Genomic DNA, 16563 nt, shown 5'->3' with positions numbered 1-16563 from the left:
TTCTTTATTAGTCTGATAAATATAAAAATAAAAAACAGCTGATGAATCAACCACTAGCCTATGTTCATCCAGGCGCCAAAATCGCTAAAAATGTTGTCATTGAACCATTTACAACCATTCACAATAATGTAGTTATTGGGGACGGGACTTGGATTGGTTCGAATGTTACCATTATGGAAGGCGCAAGAATTGGAAAAAATTGTAATATATTCCCAGGCGCAGTTATTTCGGCGGTTCCGCAGGATTTAAAATTTGGTGGAGAAGATTCTTTAGCAATAATTGGAGACAATTGTACAATTAGAGAATGTGTAACTATCAATAGAGGTACAATAGCATCCGGACAAACTACTTTAGGAAATAATTGTTTAGTAATGGCAACAGCGCATATTGCCCACGATTGTCACATTGGTGATAATGCTATTATTGTAAACGGAGTCGCTTTGGCAGGTCATGTAACTGTAGGAAAATTTGCGGTTATCGGTGGTTTGGCAGCAATTCATCAATTTATTCATATTGGAGATCACGCGATGATATCAGGTGGATCTTTGGTAAGAAAGGATGTTCCACCTTTTACAAAAGCAGCAAAAGAGCCTTTGTCGTATGTTGGAATTAATTCTGTAGGATTAAGAAGACGCGGTTTTACAACTGAAAAAATTAGAGAAATACAGGATATTTACAGAATTCTGTATCAAAAAAATTATAATACCACACAAGCTTTGGGTATTATTGAGGCAGAAATGGAAGCTACGCCAGAAAGAGATGAAATCATTGATTTTATTAGAAATTCATCAAGAGGAGTAATGAAAGGATATTCTGGGAACTACTAAAAATAAAGTAATTTCAGTTACCAAAAAATAATAATAGTAATAAAAAACAAACAATATAATGGCATCTACATCAGATATTAAAAACGGATTGTGTATTAAATACAACAACGATATTTACAAAATCATTGAATTTCTTCACGTAAAACCAGGAAAGGGTCCTGCTTTTGTTAGAACAAAACTTAGAAGTTTGACTAACGGAAAAGTATTGGACAACACTTTTTCTGCAGGTCATAAGATCGAAGAAGTTAGAGTAGAAAACCATAAATTCCAGTTTTTATATCCAGAAGGTGATGAATTTCATTTTATGAATACAGAGACTTTCGAACAAATTACTTTGAATAAAAATATTTTAGATTCACCGGATTTATTGAAAGAAGGAGAAAATGTAATGGTAAGTATCAATACAGAGACTGATTTACCGCTTTCTGTAGATATGCCAGCATCTGTTATTCTTGAAGTGACTTATGCTGAGCCAGGAATTAAAGGAAATACGGCTACAAATGCAACAAAATCAGCAACTGTTGAAACTGGTGCAACTGTAAATGTCCCTTTATTTATTAATGAAGGAGATAAAATTAAAATTGATACTGCATCAGGTTCTTACATGGAACGTGTAAAAGAGTAGATTACAGTGTTCAGTATTCAGCTTAAAAATGAGCTGGATACTGAATATTGAAACCGAACATTAAATTTATGAAATTCCAAAAAGTTTATACTTTAGAAGAAATTGCTACTATCATCGACTGCGAATATGTTGGTGATAAAGATTTTCCAGTGACTGGAATGAATGAAATTCACGTTGTTGAATCTGGAGATATTGTCTTTGTAGATCATCCTAAATATTATGACAAAGCTTTAAATTCAGCGGCTACAATAGTTTTAATCAATAAAAATGTAGCTTGTCCAGATGGAAAAGCGTTATTGATTTCTGAAGATCCTTTTAGAGATTTTAATAAATTGACAAATTATTTCAAGCCATTTCAATTCTCAAACGTTTCAATAGCTACTTCAGCTTCAATAGGTGAAGGAACTGTAATACAGCCTAATACATTTATTGGAAATCATGTAGTTATTGGAAAGAATTGTTTAATTCATTCAAATGTTTCGATTTATGATTTTACCGTTATTGGTGATAATGTAATGATTCATGCAGGAACTGTTCTTGGTGCAGATGCGTTCTATTATAAAAAACGTTCTGAAGGATATGATCAATTACTTTCCGGTGGAAGAGTTGTCATCAAAGATAATGTGGGAATAGGAGCGCTTTGTACGATTGACAAAGGTGTTACTGGCGATACTACTATTGGCGAAGGGACAAAAATTGACAACCAAGTTCATGTAGGTCATGATACCGTTATTGGTAAAAAATGTTTAATTGCTTCACAAACCGGAATTGCGGGTTGTGTAATTATTGAAGATGAAGTTACTATTTGGGGACAAGTAGGAACTACCAGCGGGATCACAATAGGAGCAAAGGCTGTCATTCTTGGTCAAACCGGAGTTACAAAATCAGTAGAAGGTGGTAAATCATATTTTGGAACACCAATAGAAGAATCAAGAGAAAAATTGAAACAACTGGCTAATATCAAGAAGATACCAGAAATTCTTAATAAACTAAAGTAATATGTCTGCTAAAGAAATCGTTCAGAAGTTTTACAAATCAGATGCCCTAATTGATAGCGAAGTCATAAAAGATTTTTTGCATCCTGAAGTTATCGTTGAATGGAATAGCAGTAAAGGATTAATTCAATTGAATTATGATTCTTTAATTAGCCTGTCCAATGATCTAAGTAAAGCCTATGTGCGTTCAAAGGTTAGAATTAGTCATATTGTAAGTGAAAATGATACCATTTCGGTGCGATATTCTCATTTTGTGAAAACGATTGAGAATCCAAGAGAAGAAATGTTATTGGCGCATTTTATGGTTATTTGGCAAATTAAAGACAATAAACTATTTCGAGGGTATCAAATGAGTCAATTATCATAATTTAGTATCAAAAAACTGAATACTGAATACTGATTACTGATTACTATTTTATACTTTTGCATAACAATTTTAAAAACTACATAAAAAATATATCATGAGTGTTTTAGTTAATAAAGATTCCAAAATAATTGTTCAAGGTTTTACAGGAAGTGAAGGAACTTTCCATGCTTCTCAAATGATTGAGTACGGTACTAACGTTGTTGGTGGTGTAACTCCAGGAAAAGGGGGAACTACTCACTTAGACAGACCAGTTTTCAATACTGTAAAAGATGCTGTAGAACAAGCGGGTGCAGATACAACTATCATTTTTGTTCCGCCAGCTTTTGCTGCTGATGCAATTATGGAAGCTGCAGATGCAGGTATTAAAGTAATTATTGCTATTACTGAAGGAATTCCTGTTGCTGACATGATAAAAGCAAATAGTTATGTTAAAGAAAGAAACGCAAGATTAATAGGTCCAAACTGTCCTGGAATTATTACTCCAGGTGAAGCTAAAGTTGGTATTATGCCAGGTTTTGTTTTCAAGAAAGGAACTGTTGGTATTGTTTCTAAATCTGGAACATTAACGTATGAAGCTGCTGACCAAGTTGTAAAACAAGGATTAGGAATCACTACTGCAATTGGTATTGGTGGAGACCCAATCATTGGAACAACTACAAAAGAAGCGGTTGAATTATTGATGAATGACCCAGAAACAGAATGTATCGTAATGATAGGTGAAATTGGTGGACAATTAGAAGCTGATGCTGCTCATTGGATTAAAGCTGATGGTAACCGTAAACCAGTTGTAGGTTTCATCGCAGGAGTTACTGCTCCTCCAGGACGTACAATGGGACATGCTGGTGCAATCGTTGGAGGTTCTGACGATACAGCTGAAGCTAAAAAACAAATCATGAGAGAATGTGGAATTCACGTTGTAGATTCTCCAGCTGAAATTGGTAAAAAAGTAAAAGAAGTTTTAGGTTAATCTAAACTCTTATTAAATATTTCTAGAAGCCTCACAATTTGTGGGGCTTTTTTATTATTAATTGAATTAAAGAAATATCTTTGCACTTTATTAAATATTTCTGTTTTTGCAGATTCAATTGTAATAAGAATAAACATAAACGAATGGTTTCTAATGGACCTCACGATTTTGTGGGGTATTTTTTTGTCGAAGCCAATTCAAATTAAAATAAAATAATATGTACAAAGAGTTAAAAAATTTCAAAGTTACCAATCAGTTTTCATTTACTACAGAAGATAGTTTAGCAGAAGTTTGCAACGCATCAGAAGGTTCTGGAGTGTTTTTAGTGTATTCAATAGGTGATGAAAAAGAGCTAATTATGGTTGGTTCTACTGGAACTGTTCAAAATAATGGAACTTTGAAAATTAAAAATGGTGGTTTGAAAGATAAAATTGTTGAAGGACACCAATTTGCAAAAACAGGAAGAAAATATTCTTGGCCAGCACAAATGAAAATTGAAGATATCAGCACACTTGAAGTGGTTTGGTATGAAACATTTAATGATAAAACTAAAGTGATTCCAACATTCGTAGAAGGGCAAGTTTTACAAAACTTCCTTGACGAAAATGGAAGGTTGCCAAAATGGAATGTAGCTTTCTAAGTTCATTTTACTTAAAAATTAAAAGTCCCCAAATTTACATTTGGGGACTTTTTTGTTATTTAAAAGGAGTTGACCATTTTGAATCTACATAGACATTTGTTCCAGTTAACGTTTTTAGAAAGGCGATTAAAGCATCTACTTCTGTATCAGTTAAATTTAATTGTTGACCAAAACCATTTGGCCTCAACCTAGGATCGAGATTTGTATTTCCTGGAGCTAGGTTAATTGAACCATAATGGCCAAGAACATTTTGAAGCGTATTCAAATTAGCGGTATGCATAAAAGCACCATTGGTACTGCCATCTGCTTTTACTAAGTCTCTAAGTGAGGGTGATTTAGTATTTGTAATGTCAATTCCATTTCCGTTTAGTATTCCTATTACGCCATTATTTCTACTGTTAGGATCAATACTAAATTCTGGTGGTTGATGACAACCTGCACAACCAACCCCGCCAGCCGTTCTATTTCCTGTTGCGTCAAATACTGGTGGTGTTAAAAATAAGTTTTTACCCTGGTTTTCTTGTATAGTAAAATTTGGAAACTGCTGGTTATCATTCGCAACGAGTGCTCTGCCAACATCATATTTAGCATCGAATGATTGAATACTTCTTACAAATTGTGATAATGCCAGTTGAATTTTGTTTTCAGTTATATCGTCTGAGCCATAAGTAAACTTGAATAATTCTTTGTAATACCCAATATTTTGTAGTTTCGTAATTAATGAGGTAAAGTTACCATCACCTAGTGTACCACTAAATCCCATTTCAATATGATCTTGAATGGGTTGGGTGGTTTGATTTTCTAAAGTTGTTGTTCTTTCATCCCAAAAGAATTTATTTTCATTTGAAAATCTAGTATTTATTAATCGCATGGAGTGCCTGCTAGTGGTTCCATTTATGCCTGTGCTGGCCACGGCAACATCTCCAAAAGCATTTGCTTGTATGTGGCAAGAGGAGCAGGAGATGGTATTTTTTGATGATAAATTTTTATCATAAAACAAAACGCGGCCTAAAGTGGCGCCTTTATCTGTAATGGTATTCCCCGCAGTATTATCTTTAGTAATATAGGCAGGAATGGCTTGACTAGCATAATTATCAAGTTTGTTTATGTTTATTTTACCAGTAAATGTAGCTGTAACATTTGGATACGGATCAATAGCTAAATAATCACTAGAGTCGTCATTTTTACTACAGCTTGAAGCTAAAATTAAACAGAAAAATAATAAAATTTTGTTGCTCATAGTTATTTTATAAATGTTAATACCTTAGGAATTATACTTTTTATTTGGATATTTATTAGACTATGTTAATCAAAAATAGTTTAATTTGTAATAATATTTAATTTAACGACTCTTTTTTTTTAAGCAAATTGTTGATTTTACTACAAAGTTCCTGTTGCTAATTATTGTAAGTTATTTTAATTTTTTGAGTGTTTGTTTGAATATATCGTAAAATATTAATTACTTTTGCACCCGTTATCACGAATCCTGCAATAGGATAGCAACCTGCAACAACAAGCAAGGTGCTAAAACGATAAGCCAAATCCTTTGGAAAAAATGTTGTTTACATTCCCATATTTAGCTTTGTTTTTCGTCATAATTTTTAATTTAAAATTATTTTTATGACTTTATTTTCTAAAGAAAAAGGGAATGCCTTTGCTTTAATTCCTTTATTTGTTTTTATTTTTACTTTTTTGGGAGCGGGAATTATTTTGAATGATTTTTATGCTTTCCCATCTCCAGTAGCTGTTTTAGTTGGTATAATCGCCGCTTTTTTATTATTCAAATCCTCAACTGAGGATAAAGTTGAAACGTTAATCGCAGGTTGTGGCGAAAGTAAAATCATGACCATGTGTTTAATTTACTTGCTAGCTGGAGCGTTCGCAGTGGTAAGTAAAGCGATGGGCGGAGTTGACGCAGTTGTGAATCTTGGGATAAATACTATCGACGTTGCCTATTTTCCGTTAGGGATTTTCTTGATTGCTTCTTTTTTATCAACTGCTACAGGAACTTCAGTAGGTGCAATTGTAGCGATTGGTCCAATAGCTGTCGCATTAGCTGATAAAAGTGGTGCTTCATTACCGCTTATATCTGGCGCTTTATTAGGTGGTTCTATGCTTGGTGACAATCTTTCCATGATTTCTGATACTACTATTGCAGCAACGCAATCATTAGGATGTGATCTAAAAGACAAATTCAAAATTAACTTGTTCATTGCCTTTCCTGCTGCAGTTTTTACAATTCTGGTTTTCTTTTATCTTGGTTTAAACTCGGATATCGTGACCGTTGCCATTGCAAAAAGCGATTTTTCCTGGATTGCAATTGTACCTTACATTTTAGTAATCGTATTGGCAGTCGTGGGTGTTAATGTATTTTCAACATTGCTTATTGGTACATTATTAGCTGGTATTATTGGATACTTTAGTGGTTCGTTTACGTTGATGGAATTCACACAAAAGATATATGAAGGCTTTACTAGTATGACTGATATTTTCTTATTGTCAATGCTAACTGGAGGTTTAGCAGCTATGGTAGATAAAGCGGGTGGAATAACGTATTTATTAGTTCAAATTAGAAAAAGAATTAAAAGTAAAAAATCGGCTCAAGCGGGAATTGGCGCTATAGTAGGTTTTGCTAATTTAGCTATAGCGAATAATACGGTTTCTATTGTAATTACCGGACCGATTGCTAAAGAAATTAATGATGAGTACGAATTAAATCCTAAAAAAACGGCTGCAATTCTGGATATTTTTTCGTGTATAATTCAAGGGATTTTACCTTATGGCGCTCAAGTATTGCTTATATTGAGCTACGCTAACGGGAAATTAGATTTCTTTGACTTAATTAGTAATGCTTGGTATCATCTATTTCTACTAGTTTTTACATTAGTGGCTATTTACAGTTCGTTTTGGGATAAATGGACAAAGCGATTCTTTAATATTTAAGAACTGAATTTTGACTGTTATTGCTTTTGAATTTTTTTTAAAAAGGGAATTATTATATATTTGACGAGTGTAAGATAGCCCTGATAGTAGTGAAAATCCTTTTATGTAAGCGATAGCGGTCATAAAAGATTGAAACGGATAGCAGGAATAGCTCCAAATAAAATTTAAACTAATTTTTGAATATGAAATTACTAGAAGGAAAAGTTGCCATAATTACTGGTGCGAGTCGTGGAATTGGAAAAGGAATTGCGGAAGTTTTTGCAAAACACGGTGCAAATGTTGCCTTTACATATAGTTCATCTGTAGAATCTGCTTTGGCATTGGAAAACGAATTGAACGCTCTTGGAATTAAAGCCAAAGGATACCAATCGAATGCAGCCGATTTTAATGAAGCGCAAACTCTTGTAGACGCGGTTATAGCTGAATTTGGAACGGTTGATATTCTAATAAACAATGCCGGAATTACTAAAGACAACCTTTTGATGCGTATGTCTGAAGGCGATTTTGATCAAGTAATTGATGTTAACTTGAAATCGGTTTTTAATATGACCAAAGCCATTCAACGTACTTTCTTAAAACAACGTTCAGGTTCAATTATCAATATGAGTTCAGTTGTAGGAGTAAAAGGAAATGCTGGACAAACGAATTATGCAGCTTCTAAAGCGGGAGTTATTGGTTTTTCTAAATCTGTAGCATTGGAATTAGGATCACGTAATATTCGTTGTAATGTAATTGCTCCAGGATTTATAGAAACAGAAATGACGGCTAAATTAAACGAGGATGTTGTAAAAGGATGGAGAGACGGAATTCCGTTGAAACGTGGCGGAACGACTGAAGATGTTGCTAATGCGTGTCTTTTCTTCGCTTCCGATATGAGCGCTTATGTAACTGGACAGGTTATGAATGTTTGTGGGGGAATGCTTACTTAAAATTTAATTAAAAGATTGTAAAATTCAAAGATTTAAAGATTTTTGATCTACATAATTAATTTTTTAATCATTAAATCTTTCAATCTTTTAATAAAGAATAAATGACAACAAACACGATACTATTATTACTTCTTTCATTACTAATAGCTGGCGGATTGTCGTTTTTTCAATATATATACAAAGCCAAAAACAAATCGAAAGTCGGTTGGTTTTTGGCTTTTATGCGTTTTTTATCCATTTTTGGAATTTTATTGCTATTGATTAATCCAATAGTAACAAAAAATACGCTTGAAACGATAAAAACGCCTTTGCCCATTGTTGTTGATAATTCGAGTTCTATCTCTTTCTTGAATGCCAATGAAAAAGCATTAGAACTGTATAAAAGAATACAATCAAATTCAGATTTACAAGAAAAATTTGATGTGCAATCGTATCAGTTTTCGGATGATTTTGAACCTACTGAAACATTTGATTTTAACGGAACGCAAACTAATATTGATGTTGTAGCCAAAAATTTAAAAAGCATTTATAAAAACACAATCTATCCTACGGTTTTAATTACAGATGGAAATCAAACTTCCGGGAATGATTATGTCTATAGTTTTGATGCTGTAAATAAAGTATATCCTGTGATTGTAGGTGATACAACGACTTTTTTAGATTTCAAAATCAATCAACTAAACGTTAATAAGTACGCTTTTCATAAGAATAAATTTCCTGTAGAAGCTTTTTTACAGTATTCAGGAACTAAAAGTGTAACAGCTGATTTTGTTATTTCGCAAGGCAAATCGGTATTTAGTAAACAATCAATAACTTTTTCTCCATCTAAGAAAACAGCAACTATAAACATACTTTTACCGGCTGATAAAATAGGATTACAGGTTTTTAAAGCTACAATATCATCTAAAGAAAAAGAAAAAAACACATATAATAACACTAAGAATTTTGCGGTTGAAGTCATTGACCAAAAAACAAATATTGCTATTATTTCAGCTATAAATCATCCTGATTTAGGTGCGATGAAAAGAGCAATTGAATCGAATGTACAGCGTAAAGTAACGATTATTAAACCAAATGAAATCAAATCATTACAGGATTATAATGTTTTGATTTTATATCAACCGACAACAGAGTTTAAAACTATTTTTGATAATAATAAAGGTACCGGAATCAATACGTTTATTATTACCGGAAACAACACTGATTTTAATTTTCTGAATCAGCAGCAGGATAATTTGAACTTTAAAATGAGCGGACAAAAAGAAGATTATTTGTCGGTTTTTAATGGGCAGTTTAATTTGTTTGCAACTGACAATATCGGGTTTGAAAATTTTCCGCCTTTGCAAAATGCTTTTGGAACCATAACTACAAAAGGAGCGGTGTCTGTTTTGCTTTCGTCCAAAATCAGAGCTATAGATACCAATTCACCTTTGTTGGCTTTTGCCGAAAATCAGGGGAAACGAGCCGCTTATCTTTTAGGAGAAAATAGTTGGAAATGGCGTTTGCAAACCCATGTCAACAATCAGTCATTTGAAAAATATGATGTTTTCATCGATAAGATTATTCAATTTCTGGCTTCTAATAATTCTAAAAAATCACTTGTGGTTGAACATGAAAGTTTTTATAATTCAGGTGAAGCCATTGAAATAACCGCTCAATTTTTCAATAAAAATTACGAGTTTGATGAAAAAGCCCGTTTGACAATTGCGATAACAAATACAAAAAACAGGCAAACGAAAAATTACGATTTATTAAAAGGAAACAATTCCTACAAAGTCAATCTTGATGGATTGAAAGCGGGTTCTTATGTGTTTACAGTAAAAGAATTAAATTCTAAAACGACTTATTCCAGTAGTTTTGAAATTCTTGATTTTGATATCGAAAAGCAATTTGTAAATCCAGATGTGGAGAAATTGACGCAATTAGCCACGCAAACGCAAGGAAAAGCTTTTTTCACAGACCAAGTTGATGTGTTGATTAAAACGCTTTTAGAAAATGAGGAATACAAAGCAATAGAGAAGAACATTGTTACTAAAACTCCTTTAATTGATTGGATTTGGTTGTTGGTTTTAATTTCAATTTTGCTAGCAACGGAATGGTTTGTTCGAAAATACAACGGATTACTGTAATACAATTAAACAACATGGATTTTAGACTGAAAGTATTTTATACCGTTGCAAATCGTTTGAGTTTTACAAAAGCAGCAACCGAATTATTCATTACGCAACCTGCGATTTCCAAACATATTCAAGAGTTAGAAGAGCAATATAAAATCAAACTGTTTGACAGGAATGGTTCTAAAATCGCATTGACACCTGCAGGTGAAGTATTATTAAAACATACCAAAAACATTTTCGAACTATATAGAGAAATTGATTTTGATATGAGCACGCTTATTAATCAACGTTCCGGATTGTTGCGATTAGGCGCCAGTACAACGATTTCTCAGTATATAATTCCGCCACTTTTAGCTCGTTTTCACCAAAAATTACAAGATGTAAAAGTGAGTTTGCTAAATGGTAATACGGAACAAATAGAAAATGTGTTACTAAACCAGGAAATTGAAATAGGTATTGTAGAAGGACAATCCAAAAATAAATCCATTAAATATACCGAGTTTTTAAAAGATGAATTGGTTTTAGTTTGTAAGAGTTCCAATCCGTTAGTAAGTCTTGATGAAGTGACTCAGGAAGATCTTAAAAAGATGCATTTTTTAATGAGGGAACAAGGTTCAGGAACACTTGAAGTTATTGAACATGCGTTAAAACCATTTGAAATTAAACTATCAGAACTACAAATTGAAATGCAATTAGGAAGTACTGAAAGTATAAAATCCTACTTAATGAACTCTGATTGTGTGGCTTTTATATCTATTCATGCGGTAAAAAAAGAACTTCAAAACAATGAACTGGCGATATTAGATATTAAAGACCTAGTTATAGAACGTTTCTTTTATATTATTACATTACAAGGAAAAACGGATTCGCTATCCGATTTGTTTATCCAAAACATTTATAATCATTATAATTTAAAGTTATAGCGGATTATAATTTGCGATTAGCATAAATAGATTTATCGTTCCACCTTTGTACTGTAATAATTCAACAACTTTACATTGGAAACGCATCAAAAATCAATTCAAAAGGAATCTTTTATTTTTTTTAAAGTAAATGCCACGTTGCAGCAACTCATTTTTGTTGCATTGCTATTGTTTTGCACCACAATTTTTGTTTCGCCGCCAATTGCTTTAGTATTAGGATTGATTGTCGCCAACCTTTTTGGACATCCTTTTTTAGAGTTGAATCATAAAGCCACTAATTATCTGTTGCAGTTTTCAGTCGTTGGTTTAGGATTTGGAATGAATGTTCACAGTGCTGTATCTGCAGGAAAAGAAGGTTTTTTGTTTACTATTATTTCTATTGTGAGTACTCTAGTATTAGGAACTTTTTTGGGGAAATGGTTTAAAACGGATACAAAAACCTCGCATTTAATTTCTTGTGGAACTGCAATTTGCGGAGGAAGTGCCATTGCGGCGATTGCTCCTGTAATCAAATCCAATGAAAAACAAACCTCAGTTGCTTTAGGAGTGATATTCATTCTTAATTCGGTGGCGCTGTTTTTATTTCCTGCTGTGGGTCATTGGTTTGATTTAACACAAAAAGAGTTTGGATTATGGTGTGCTATTGCTATTCATGACACGAGTTCTGTAGTAGGAGCAGCGAGTAAATTTGGCCCTGAAGCCTTGCAAATAGCCACAACAGTAAAATTAGCCCGTGCGTTATGGATTATTCCGGTAGCATTGATTACGGCATTTATTTTCAAGAATAAATCAGGTAAAATAAAAATTCCTTATTTTATTGGATTGTTTATTTTGGCGATGATTGCCAATACCTATCTGCCACAAATGGCAAGTGTAGCGCCACACTTGGTTTCAGTTTCTAAAATAGGTTTGACAGTAACTTTGTTTCTTATTGGAGCCGGACTAAATAGAAATGTCTTGAAGTCAGTAGGATTAAAACCACTTGCGCAGGGCGTTTTGCTTTGGACATTCATTGCAATTGCTACTTTGGTATCGATTATTTATCTAAAATAGTTTTATGATGAAAGGTTTTTCGTTTGATGACATGAAATTGTAATCTAATATAATCATACAAAAGCGCTAGCAATAAAAAGGTTGCAGCAACAAAAAGGGTTTTAATTTTTAGTGAATTATAAAGAAAACCACCTGAAAAACAGCCAATAAAAAAGAATGTGATAATCGATAATCTCAGATAAATACTGGTTTTTAATTTTTTCTTTTCATCGGGTTTTTTATAAAAGAATAATTGCGACAGTTCTATTCCTAAATCAGTAAAAAGTCCAGTTAAATGGGTTGTTCTAACAGTAGATTGAGAAATTTTTGTTACCAAAGAGTTTTGTATTCCCATGGCAAAAAGCATCGAAAAAGCAATCCATTTTCCTTCTGTGCTTGACAATGATGATTGTGCTCCGAAAATCCCAACGCTAATTAAAACAATCATTTCTAATGAAATCGGGATAACATGAGATAAATTTGGATGTTTTTTCGAAATCAATTCTGCTAAAAAATTAGAGGTAAAAGCGCCCAATAAAAAGAAAATAGTGAATACAAAAAAGGTGATCGCGGCTGCATAATCTCGTTTCATTATTTCTTCGGCAAAGTATGCGAAATGCCCTGTAACATTTGTAGTCAATGTTTGTATCGATAAAACTCCCGTAACATTTACAATTCCGGCAACAAAAGATAATAAAGTGGCTAAACGAAGATTGTGAATAAAAGTTCTGTTTTTTCCATGATGTCGAAACATATTTGTAAGTTTTCTTTTTAATTAACAGAATCTTAAACCCAATTTTTTCTAATAACGATTTAAAGAAATACATTTGTACTTCAAAAAATAAATTTAATGAAAAATTTTAAAATTAGACCTACACTAATCACTTTATCTGTTCTTGGAGTTGCACTTTTTCTTTTGTCATGGGGAGTTATTGGACATGAACGAATTAATAGAGCAGCGGTGATGGCATTGCCAAAACCATTGCAAACTTTTTTTTACAATCATATTGATTTTATTACTCAAGAATCTACTGTTCCAGATTTAAGACGCAACGTTTTGAATGATAAAATGGAACCACCGCGTCATTATTTTGATATGGAGAATTTTGGTGCTGTGGAAACTTTTCCCAAAACTATGGACGAAGCGAAGCTAAAATACGACGAAAAATTCTTGACCAAAAACGGAATTTTACCTTGGTATATTCAGGATATGATGGTGAAATTAACAAAAGCTTTCAAGGATAAAAGAAAGAACGAAATATTATTCATTGCAGCTGATTTAGGGCATTATATTGCTGATGCGCACATGCCATTGCACACATCTGATAATCACGACGGGCAAAATACCAACCAAAAAGGAATTCATTCGTTGTGGGAAAGTCGTTTGCCTGAATTGTTTGCAAAAGATTATAAGTTCAACGTACCGCAAGGCGTTTATCTTGAAAATGTAGAAAAAGCAACATGGGACATGATTTTTGACACGCATAGTTTAGTAGAACCTCTATTAGCGATAGATAAAAAACTAAGAATTGCAACTGCTGAAAGCAAGATGTATGTAACTGATGCCGATGGAAATGTTGTCAAAAACAAATACGGTGGAACGTTGTATTCTGATGAATATGCAGGGAAATTACACACTGATTTAAACGGAATGGTTGAACAACAAATGAAAAAAGCCATTACAGCAACTGCAAGTTTTTGGTACACTGCATGGGTTAATGCAGGAAAACCGGATTTAAGTACTCTTGATGCTAACGAACTTACAAAACGTAACAGCAAAAATTTGAAAAAGGACTTAAAAACTTTTGAAAAAGGAACTCTTTTTGGTTTAATAAATGAAAAAGAATAACTGATATATTTTTAATTAAAAAACGGGTGAGACATTAGTTTCACCCGTTTTTTTATGTCAATTAATTTTTTGGTATTTCTTTTTCTTTAACATATTCGATGCAGTTTGATAGTATGAAATTGTTTCGTTTACTAAATCTATTCTTTCTTTTTTCAACGGTATTTGATCATAAAATATTTGAAAATCAGAAACTACTTTTTGGTTGGGTTTCAAAGTTAATTGAAATTGTTTTACTTTTTGTTTAGGAGAAATAATCGTTAGAACATTGTCTTTAATCAATCCTAAATCCTGATATGTAGCAATTAAAGCTCTGGGTTTGTAATCTGGTTTTAAAACATCCTGACCAAAGAATTTACTTTGGTAATCAAAATTCAATAGTCCAAATACCGTTGGCATAATATCTATTTGTGACATCAGATTAGTATAATTCTTTGGTTCAATAAAACTAGGACTGTAAATCATTGCCGGAATTCTGTATTTATCTGCCGGAAGTTCTGTTTTTCCTGCACTCGAAGCACAATGATCGGCTAAAATCACAAAAACGGTATTGGCAAACCAAGGCTGTTTCTTTGCCATTTCAAAGAATTTTTTCATCGCATAATCCGTGTACATTACACCGCCATCACGAGATTTTGCATCTCCTGGAATATTAATTTTACCATTTGGATAGGTAAATGGTCTGTGATTGCTAACGGTCATAATATGATTGAAGAACGGCTTATTTGCCGCTGCTTCTTTGTTCATTTCTTTGATGGCTTTGGTATACATATCTTCATCACAAACCCCCCAAATGTTCGCAAAAGTGATTTCATTTGGTTTAAATGTTTTTTTATCCACAATTTCATACCCATTTCCTGTGAAGAAATCTTCCATATTATCAAAAAAAGCATCGCCTCCGTACATGAATTTTACAGTATATCCTTTTTGTTTAAAGATGTTACCCGTAGAAAATTTATTTTTATTGTCTTCTCGTTTTACCACACTTTCGCCGGGTGTAGGAGGAAAACACAACGTAACGGCTTCAAGTCCGCGAACCGTTCTGTTTCCTACAGCATATAAGTTTGTAAAAACTAAACTTTTGGTTGCCAAACTATCTAAAAACGGAGTAATATTCTTTTCGTTACCATACATCTTCATAAACTCAGCACTGTAACTTTCAATAGTTATCAAAACGACGTTTTTATGATTTTCTGCAGCTTCATTTTTTATTTGTCTCAAAGTTGTTTCACCTGAAATGGAAGGAATTTGTTGCTTTAATTGTGCAAATGCTTCACTACTGGGAGCTGTTTTGTAAAATTTGAAATAATCCAACTCACTATGCATAAATGCCAGATAGAATTTGTAAATACCGTTTGCCTGAAGTTCATTTGCAAAAACATTATGAGCATTCTCTTTGGTAGACAAAAATGGTATTGCCAATAAAGAAAGACCAAACAACACTAAATAAATCCCGGATAATTTTATTTTTTCTACAAAAGCAGGAATGCTTTCAATATAGTTTTTTGATTTTTTTACAATTAGGTAGGTTACAATTCCAGCAATGATAAACAGTCCGGAAAATAGAGGAATGACAGGATACGATTCCATGATATTTCCAATCACTTCATTGGTATAAATCAAATAATTTACCGCTATAAAATTGTATTTCACGCCAAATTCATTCCAGAAAAAGTATTCACTGATTCCATTTTGTAAAATTAAAACTACGTAAAGAAAAATCACAAAATAGAACAACCAAAACCTGATTTGGCTTCGGTACGTAGGAAAGAAAAGCAATGTTCCAAATAATATTGTTTTTATGGAAATGAAAGCTATACCAATTGTTGGCAAAGCACCACCATATTCATTTAGAATAGTTTTTCCCGATGAAACATAAAGCAACATGATTACCAGCATTCCAAAAATGATATAACCGTAGGGTTTTAAATATTTAGAATTAGATATAAAAATAAGATAAAGCCATAAAAAGCCACTAAGTAAAACAAAAATAAAAAAGTCCGATATGAATCCAAAAACAAACAAAGACAGCGTATCAGTCCAAGTAAATGATGTTTGCGTTATAGGATGAAAAAAAAGAATTAACCTTAAAACGAAACTCACTACAATGTAGAAAAGCAATAAATAATAAAAAGGGGATGATTTTTTAAGAAAATTCATGATGCTATTTTTACAGGCAAAAGTAGATATAATTTTAACCTTAATTTTTAAGAATTGCTTAATATTTTTTCAATATGCAGTATCGATTTAAATAATTTTATCAATTTTGAATGAATACTATTAAATTTTAAAACAATCATAGAAATATTTCGCACATTTATAAAGGTTCATTTTCTTTTTGATAAAAACTAT

At 32.6% G+C, this 16563-nt stretch carries 15 protein-coding genes and 1 riboswitch; of the genes, 12 read left to right on the top strand and 3 right to left on the bottom strand.

Annotated features, from left to right (window positions below):
• The first annotated feature begins 41 nt into the window (after positions 1-41).
• The 6 genes from lpxA to ACXX80_RS12935 all read left to right on the top strand — a co-directional run bounded on the left by lpxA (position 42) and on the right by ACXX80_RS12935 (position 4421).
• Entirely contained in the window at positions 42-827 is a 786-nt protein-coding gene (gene lpxA, locus ACXX80_RS12960; protein ID WP_282717772.1) for an acyl-ACP--UDP-N-acetylglucosamine O-acyltransferase, read from the top strand.
• 58 nt (positions 828-885) lie between these two features.
• Complete coding sequence (gene efp / locus ACXX80_RS12955) at positions 886-1452, top strand: elongation factor P (RefSeq protein ID WP_035672298.1); 567 nt, start codon at positions 886-888, stop codon at positions 1450-1452.
• 68 nt (positions 1453-1520) lie between these two features.
• Entirely contained in the window at positions 1521-2450 is a 930-nt protein-coding gene (locus ACXX80_RS12950; RefSeq protein ID WP_458553558.1) for a UDP-3-O-(3-hydroxymyristoyl)glucosamine N-acyltransferase, read from the top strand.
• A 1-nt stretch (position 2451) separates the two neighbouring features.
• Positions 2452-2814: a nuclear transport factor 2 family protein gene (locus ACXX80_RS12945; protein ID WP_315209997.1), complete on the top strand. Its 363-nt coding sequence runs from the start codon at positions 2452-2454 to the stop codon at positions 2812-2814.
• A gap of 94 nt (positions 2815-2908) precedes the next feature.
• On the top strand, positions 2909-3781 hold the full coding sequence (gene sucD, locus ACXX80_RS12940; protein ID WP_035672307.1) for a succinate--CoA ligase subunit alpha: 873 nt from the start codon (positions 2909-2911) through the stop codon (positions 3779-3781).
• A gap of 217 nt (positions 3782-3998) precedes the next feature.
• Entirely contained in the window at positions 3999-4421 is a 423-nt protein-coding gene (locus ACXX80_RS12935) for a hypothetical protein (RefSeq protein ID WP_458553557.1), read from the top strand.
• A gap of 55 nt (positions 4422-4476) precedes the next feature.
• On the opposite strand, the gene ACXX80_RS12930 is transcribed toward ACXX80_RS12935, so the two are convergent.
• On the bottom strand, positions 4477-5661 hold the full coding sequence (locus ACXX80_RS12930) for a cytochrome-c peroxidase (RefSeq protein ID WP_458553556.1): 1185 nt from the start codon (positions 5659-5661) through the stop codon (positions 4477-4479).
• A gap of 229 nt (positions 5662-5890) precedes the next feature.
• Positions 5891-5987, top strand: a riboswitch (SAM-I-IV-variant riboswitch).
• Positions 5988-6041: 54 nt separating this feature from the next.
• Here ACXX80_RS12930 and ACXX80_RS12925 point away from each other — a divergent pair.
• From ACXX80_RS12925 to ACXX80_RS12905, 5 genes are all read left to right on the top strand, one after another.
• Complete coding sequence (locus ACXX80_RS12925; protein WP_458553555.1) at positions 6042-7364, top strand: Na+/H+ antiporter NhaC family protein; 1323 nt, start codon at positions 6042-6044, stop codon at positions 7362-7364.
• A gap of 182 nt (positions 7365-7546) precedes the next feature.
• Positions 7547-8293: a 3-oxoacyl-[acyl-carrier-protein] reductase gene (gene fabG / locus ACXX80_RS12920; protein WP_113633871.1), complete on the top strand. Its 747-nt coding sequence runs from the start codon at positions 7547-7549 to the stop codon at positions 8291-8293.
• Between the two features lie 101 nt (positions 8294-8394).
• Positions 8395-10422 carry a hypothetical protein gene (locus ACXX80_RS12915; protein ID WP_458553554.1) on the top strand — a complete coding sequence of 676 codons (2028 nt, stop codon included), beginning with the start codon at positions 8395-8397 and terminating at the stop codon, positions 10420-10422.
• A 14-nt stretch (positions 10423-10436) separates the two neighbouring features.
• Positions 10437-11333: a LysR family transcriptional regulator gene (locus ACXX80_RS12910; protein ID WP_458553553.1), complete on the top strand. Its 897-nt coding sequence runs from the start codon at positions 10437-10439 to the stop codon at positions 11331-11333.
• A gap of 75 nt (positions 11334-11408) precedes the next feature.
• Complete coding sequence (locus tag ACXX80_RS12905; RefSeq protein WP_458553552.1) at positions 11409-12386, top strand: YeiH family protein; 978 nt, start codon at positions 11409-11411, stop codon at positions 12384-12386.
• Here ACXX80_RS12905 and ACXX80_RS12900 read toward each other — a convergent pair.
• A complete protein-coding gene (locus tag ACXX80_RS12900) occupies positions 12370-13119 on the bottom strand; it encodes a YoaK family protein (protein ID WP_458553551.1) in 750 nt (249 codons plus the stop codon). The genes ACXX80_RS12905 and ACXX80_RS12900 overlap by 17 nt on opposite strands.
• Positions 13120-13215: 96 nt before the next feature.
• Between ACXX80_RS12900 and ACXX80_RS12895 the strand changes: the two genes are divergently transcribed.
• Entirely contained in the window at positions 13216-14214 is a 999-nt protein-coding gene (locus ACXX80_RS12895; RefSeq protein ID WP_458553550.1) for a zinc dependent phospholipase C family protein, read from the top strand.
• 57 nt (positions 14215-14271) lie between these two features.
• Here the strand turns inward: ACXX80_RS12895 and ACXX80_RS12890 are convergent, their stop codons facing one another.
• Entirely contained in the window at positions 14272-16371 is a 2100-nt protein-coding gene (locus tag ACXX80_RS12890; RefSeq protein WP_458553549.1) for an LTA synthase family protein, read from the bottom strand.
• Between the last annotated feature and the right edge of the window lie 192 nt (positions 16372-16563).

This window comes from Flavobacterium sp. GNP002 (genome assembly GCF_054343795.1).
Note: the sequence above shows the minus strand (reverse complement) of the source record. Positions and strands in the feature narration are given on the sequence as shown.

What these genes read in the sequence shown, in the direction of transcription:
- ACXX80_RS12935 (WP_458553557.1), top strand. Translation starts at nt 3,999, where the DNA reads ATGTACAAAGAGTTAAAAAATTTCAAAGTTACCAATCAGTTTTCATTT.
- ACXX80_RS12945 (WP_315209997.1), top strand. Translation starts at nt 2,452, where the DNA reads ATGTCTGCTAAAGAAATCGTTCAGAAGTTTTACAAATCAGATGCCCTA.
- ACXX80_RS12910 (WP_458553553.1), top strand. Translation starts at nt 10,437, where the DNA reads ATGGATTTTAGACTGAAAGTATTTTATACCGTTGCAAATCGTTTGAGT.
- ACXX80_RS12900 (WP_458553551.1), bottom strand. Translation starts at nt 13,119, where the DNA reads ATGTTTCGACATCATGGAAAAAACAGAACTTTTATTCACAATCTTCGT.
- ACXX80_RS12950 (WP_458553558.1), top strand. Translation starts at nt 1,521, where the DNA reads ATGAAATTCCAAAAAGTTTATACTTTAGAAGAAATTGCTACTATCATC.
- ACXX80_RS12925 (WP_458553555.1), top strand. Translation starts at nt 6,042, where the DNA reads ATGACTTTATTTTCTAAAGAAAAAGGGAATGCCTTTGCTTTAATTCCT.
- efp (WP_035672298.1), top strand. Translation starts at nt 886, where the DNA reads ATGGCATCTACATCAGATATTAAAAACGGATTGTGTATTAAATACAAC.
- ACXX80_RS12915 (WP_458553554.1), top strand. Translation starts at nt 8,395, where the DNA reads ATGACAACAAACACGATACTATTATTACTTCTTTCATTACTAATAGCT.
- ACXX80_RS12890 (WP_458553549.1), bottom strand. Translation starts at nt 16,371, where the DNA reads ATGAATTTTCTTAAAAAATCATCCCCTTTTTATTATTTATTGCTTTTC.
- sucD (WP_035672307.1), top strand. Translation starts at nt 2,909, where the DNA reads ATGAGTGTTTTAGTTAATAAAGATTCCAAAATAATTGTTCAAGGTTTT.
- ACXX80_RS12895 (WP_458553550.1), top strand. Translation starts at nt 13,216, where the DNA reads ATGAAAAATTTTAAAATTAGACCTACACTAATCACTTTATCTGTTCTT.
- fabG (WP_113633871.1), top strand. Translation starts at nt 7,547, where the DNA reads ATGAAATTACTAGAAGGAAAAGTTGCCATAATTACTGGTGCGAGTCGT.
- ACXX80_RS12930 (WP_458553556.1), bottom strand. Translation starts at nt 5,661, where the DNA reads ATGAGCAACAAAATTTTATTATTTTTCTGTTTAATTTTAGCTTCAAGC.
- lpxA (WP_282717772.1), top strand. Translation starts at nt 42, where the DNA reads ATGAATCAACCACTAGCCTATGTTCATCCAGGCGCCAAAATCGCTAAA.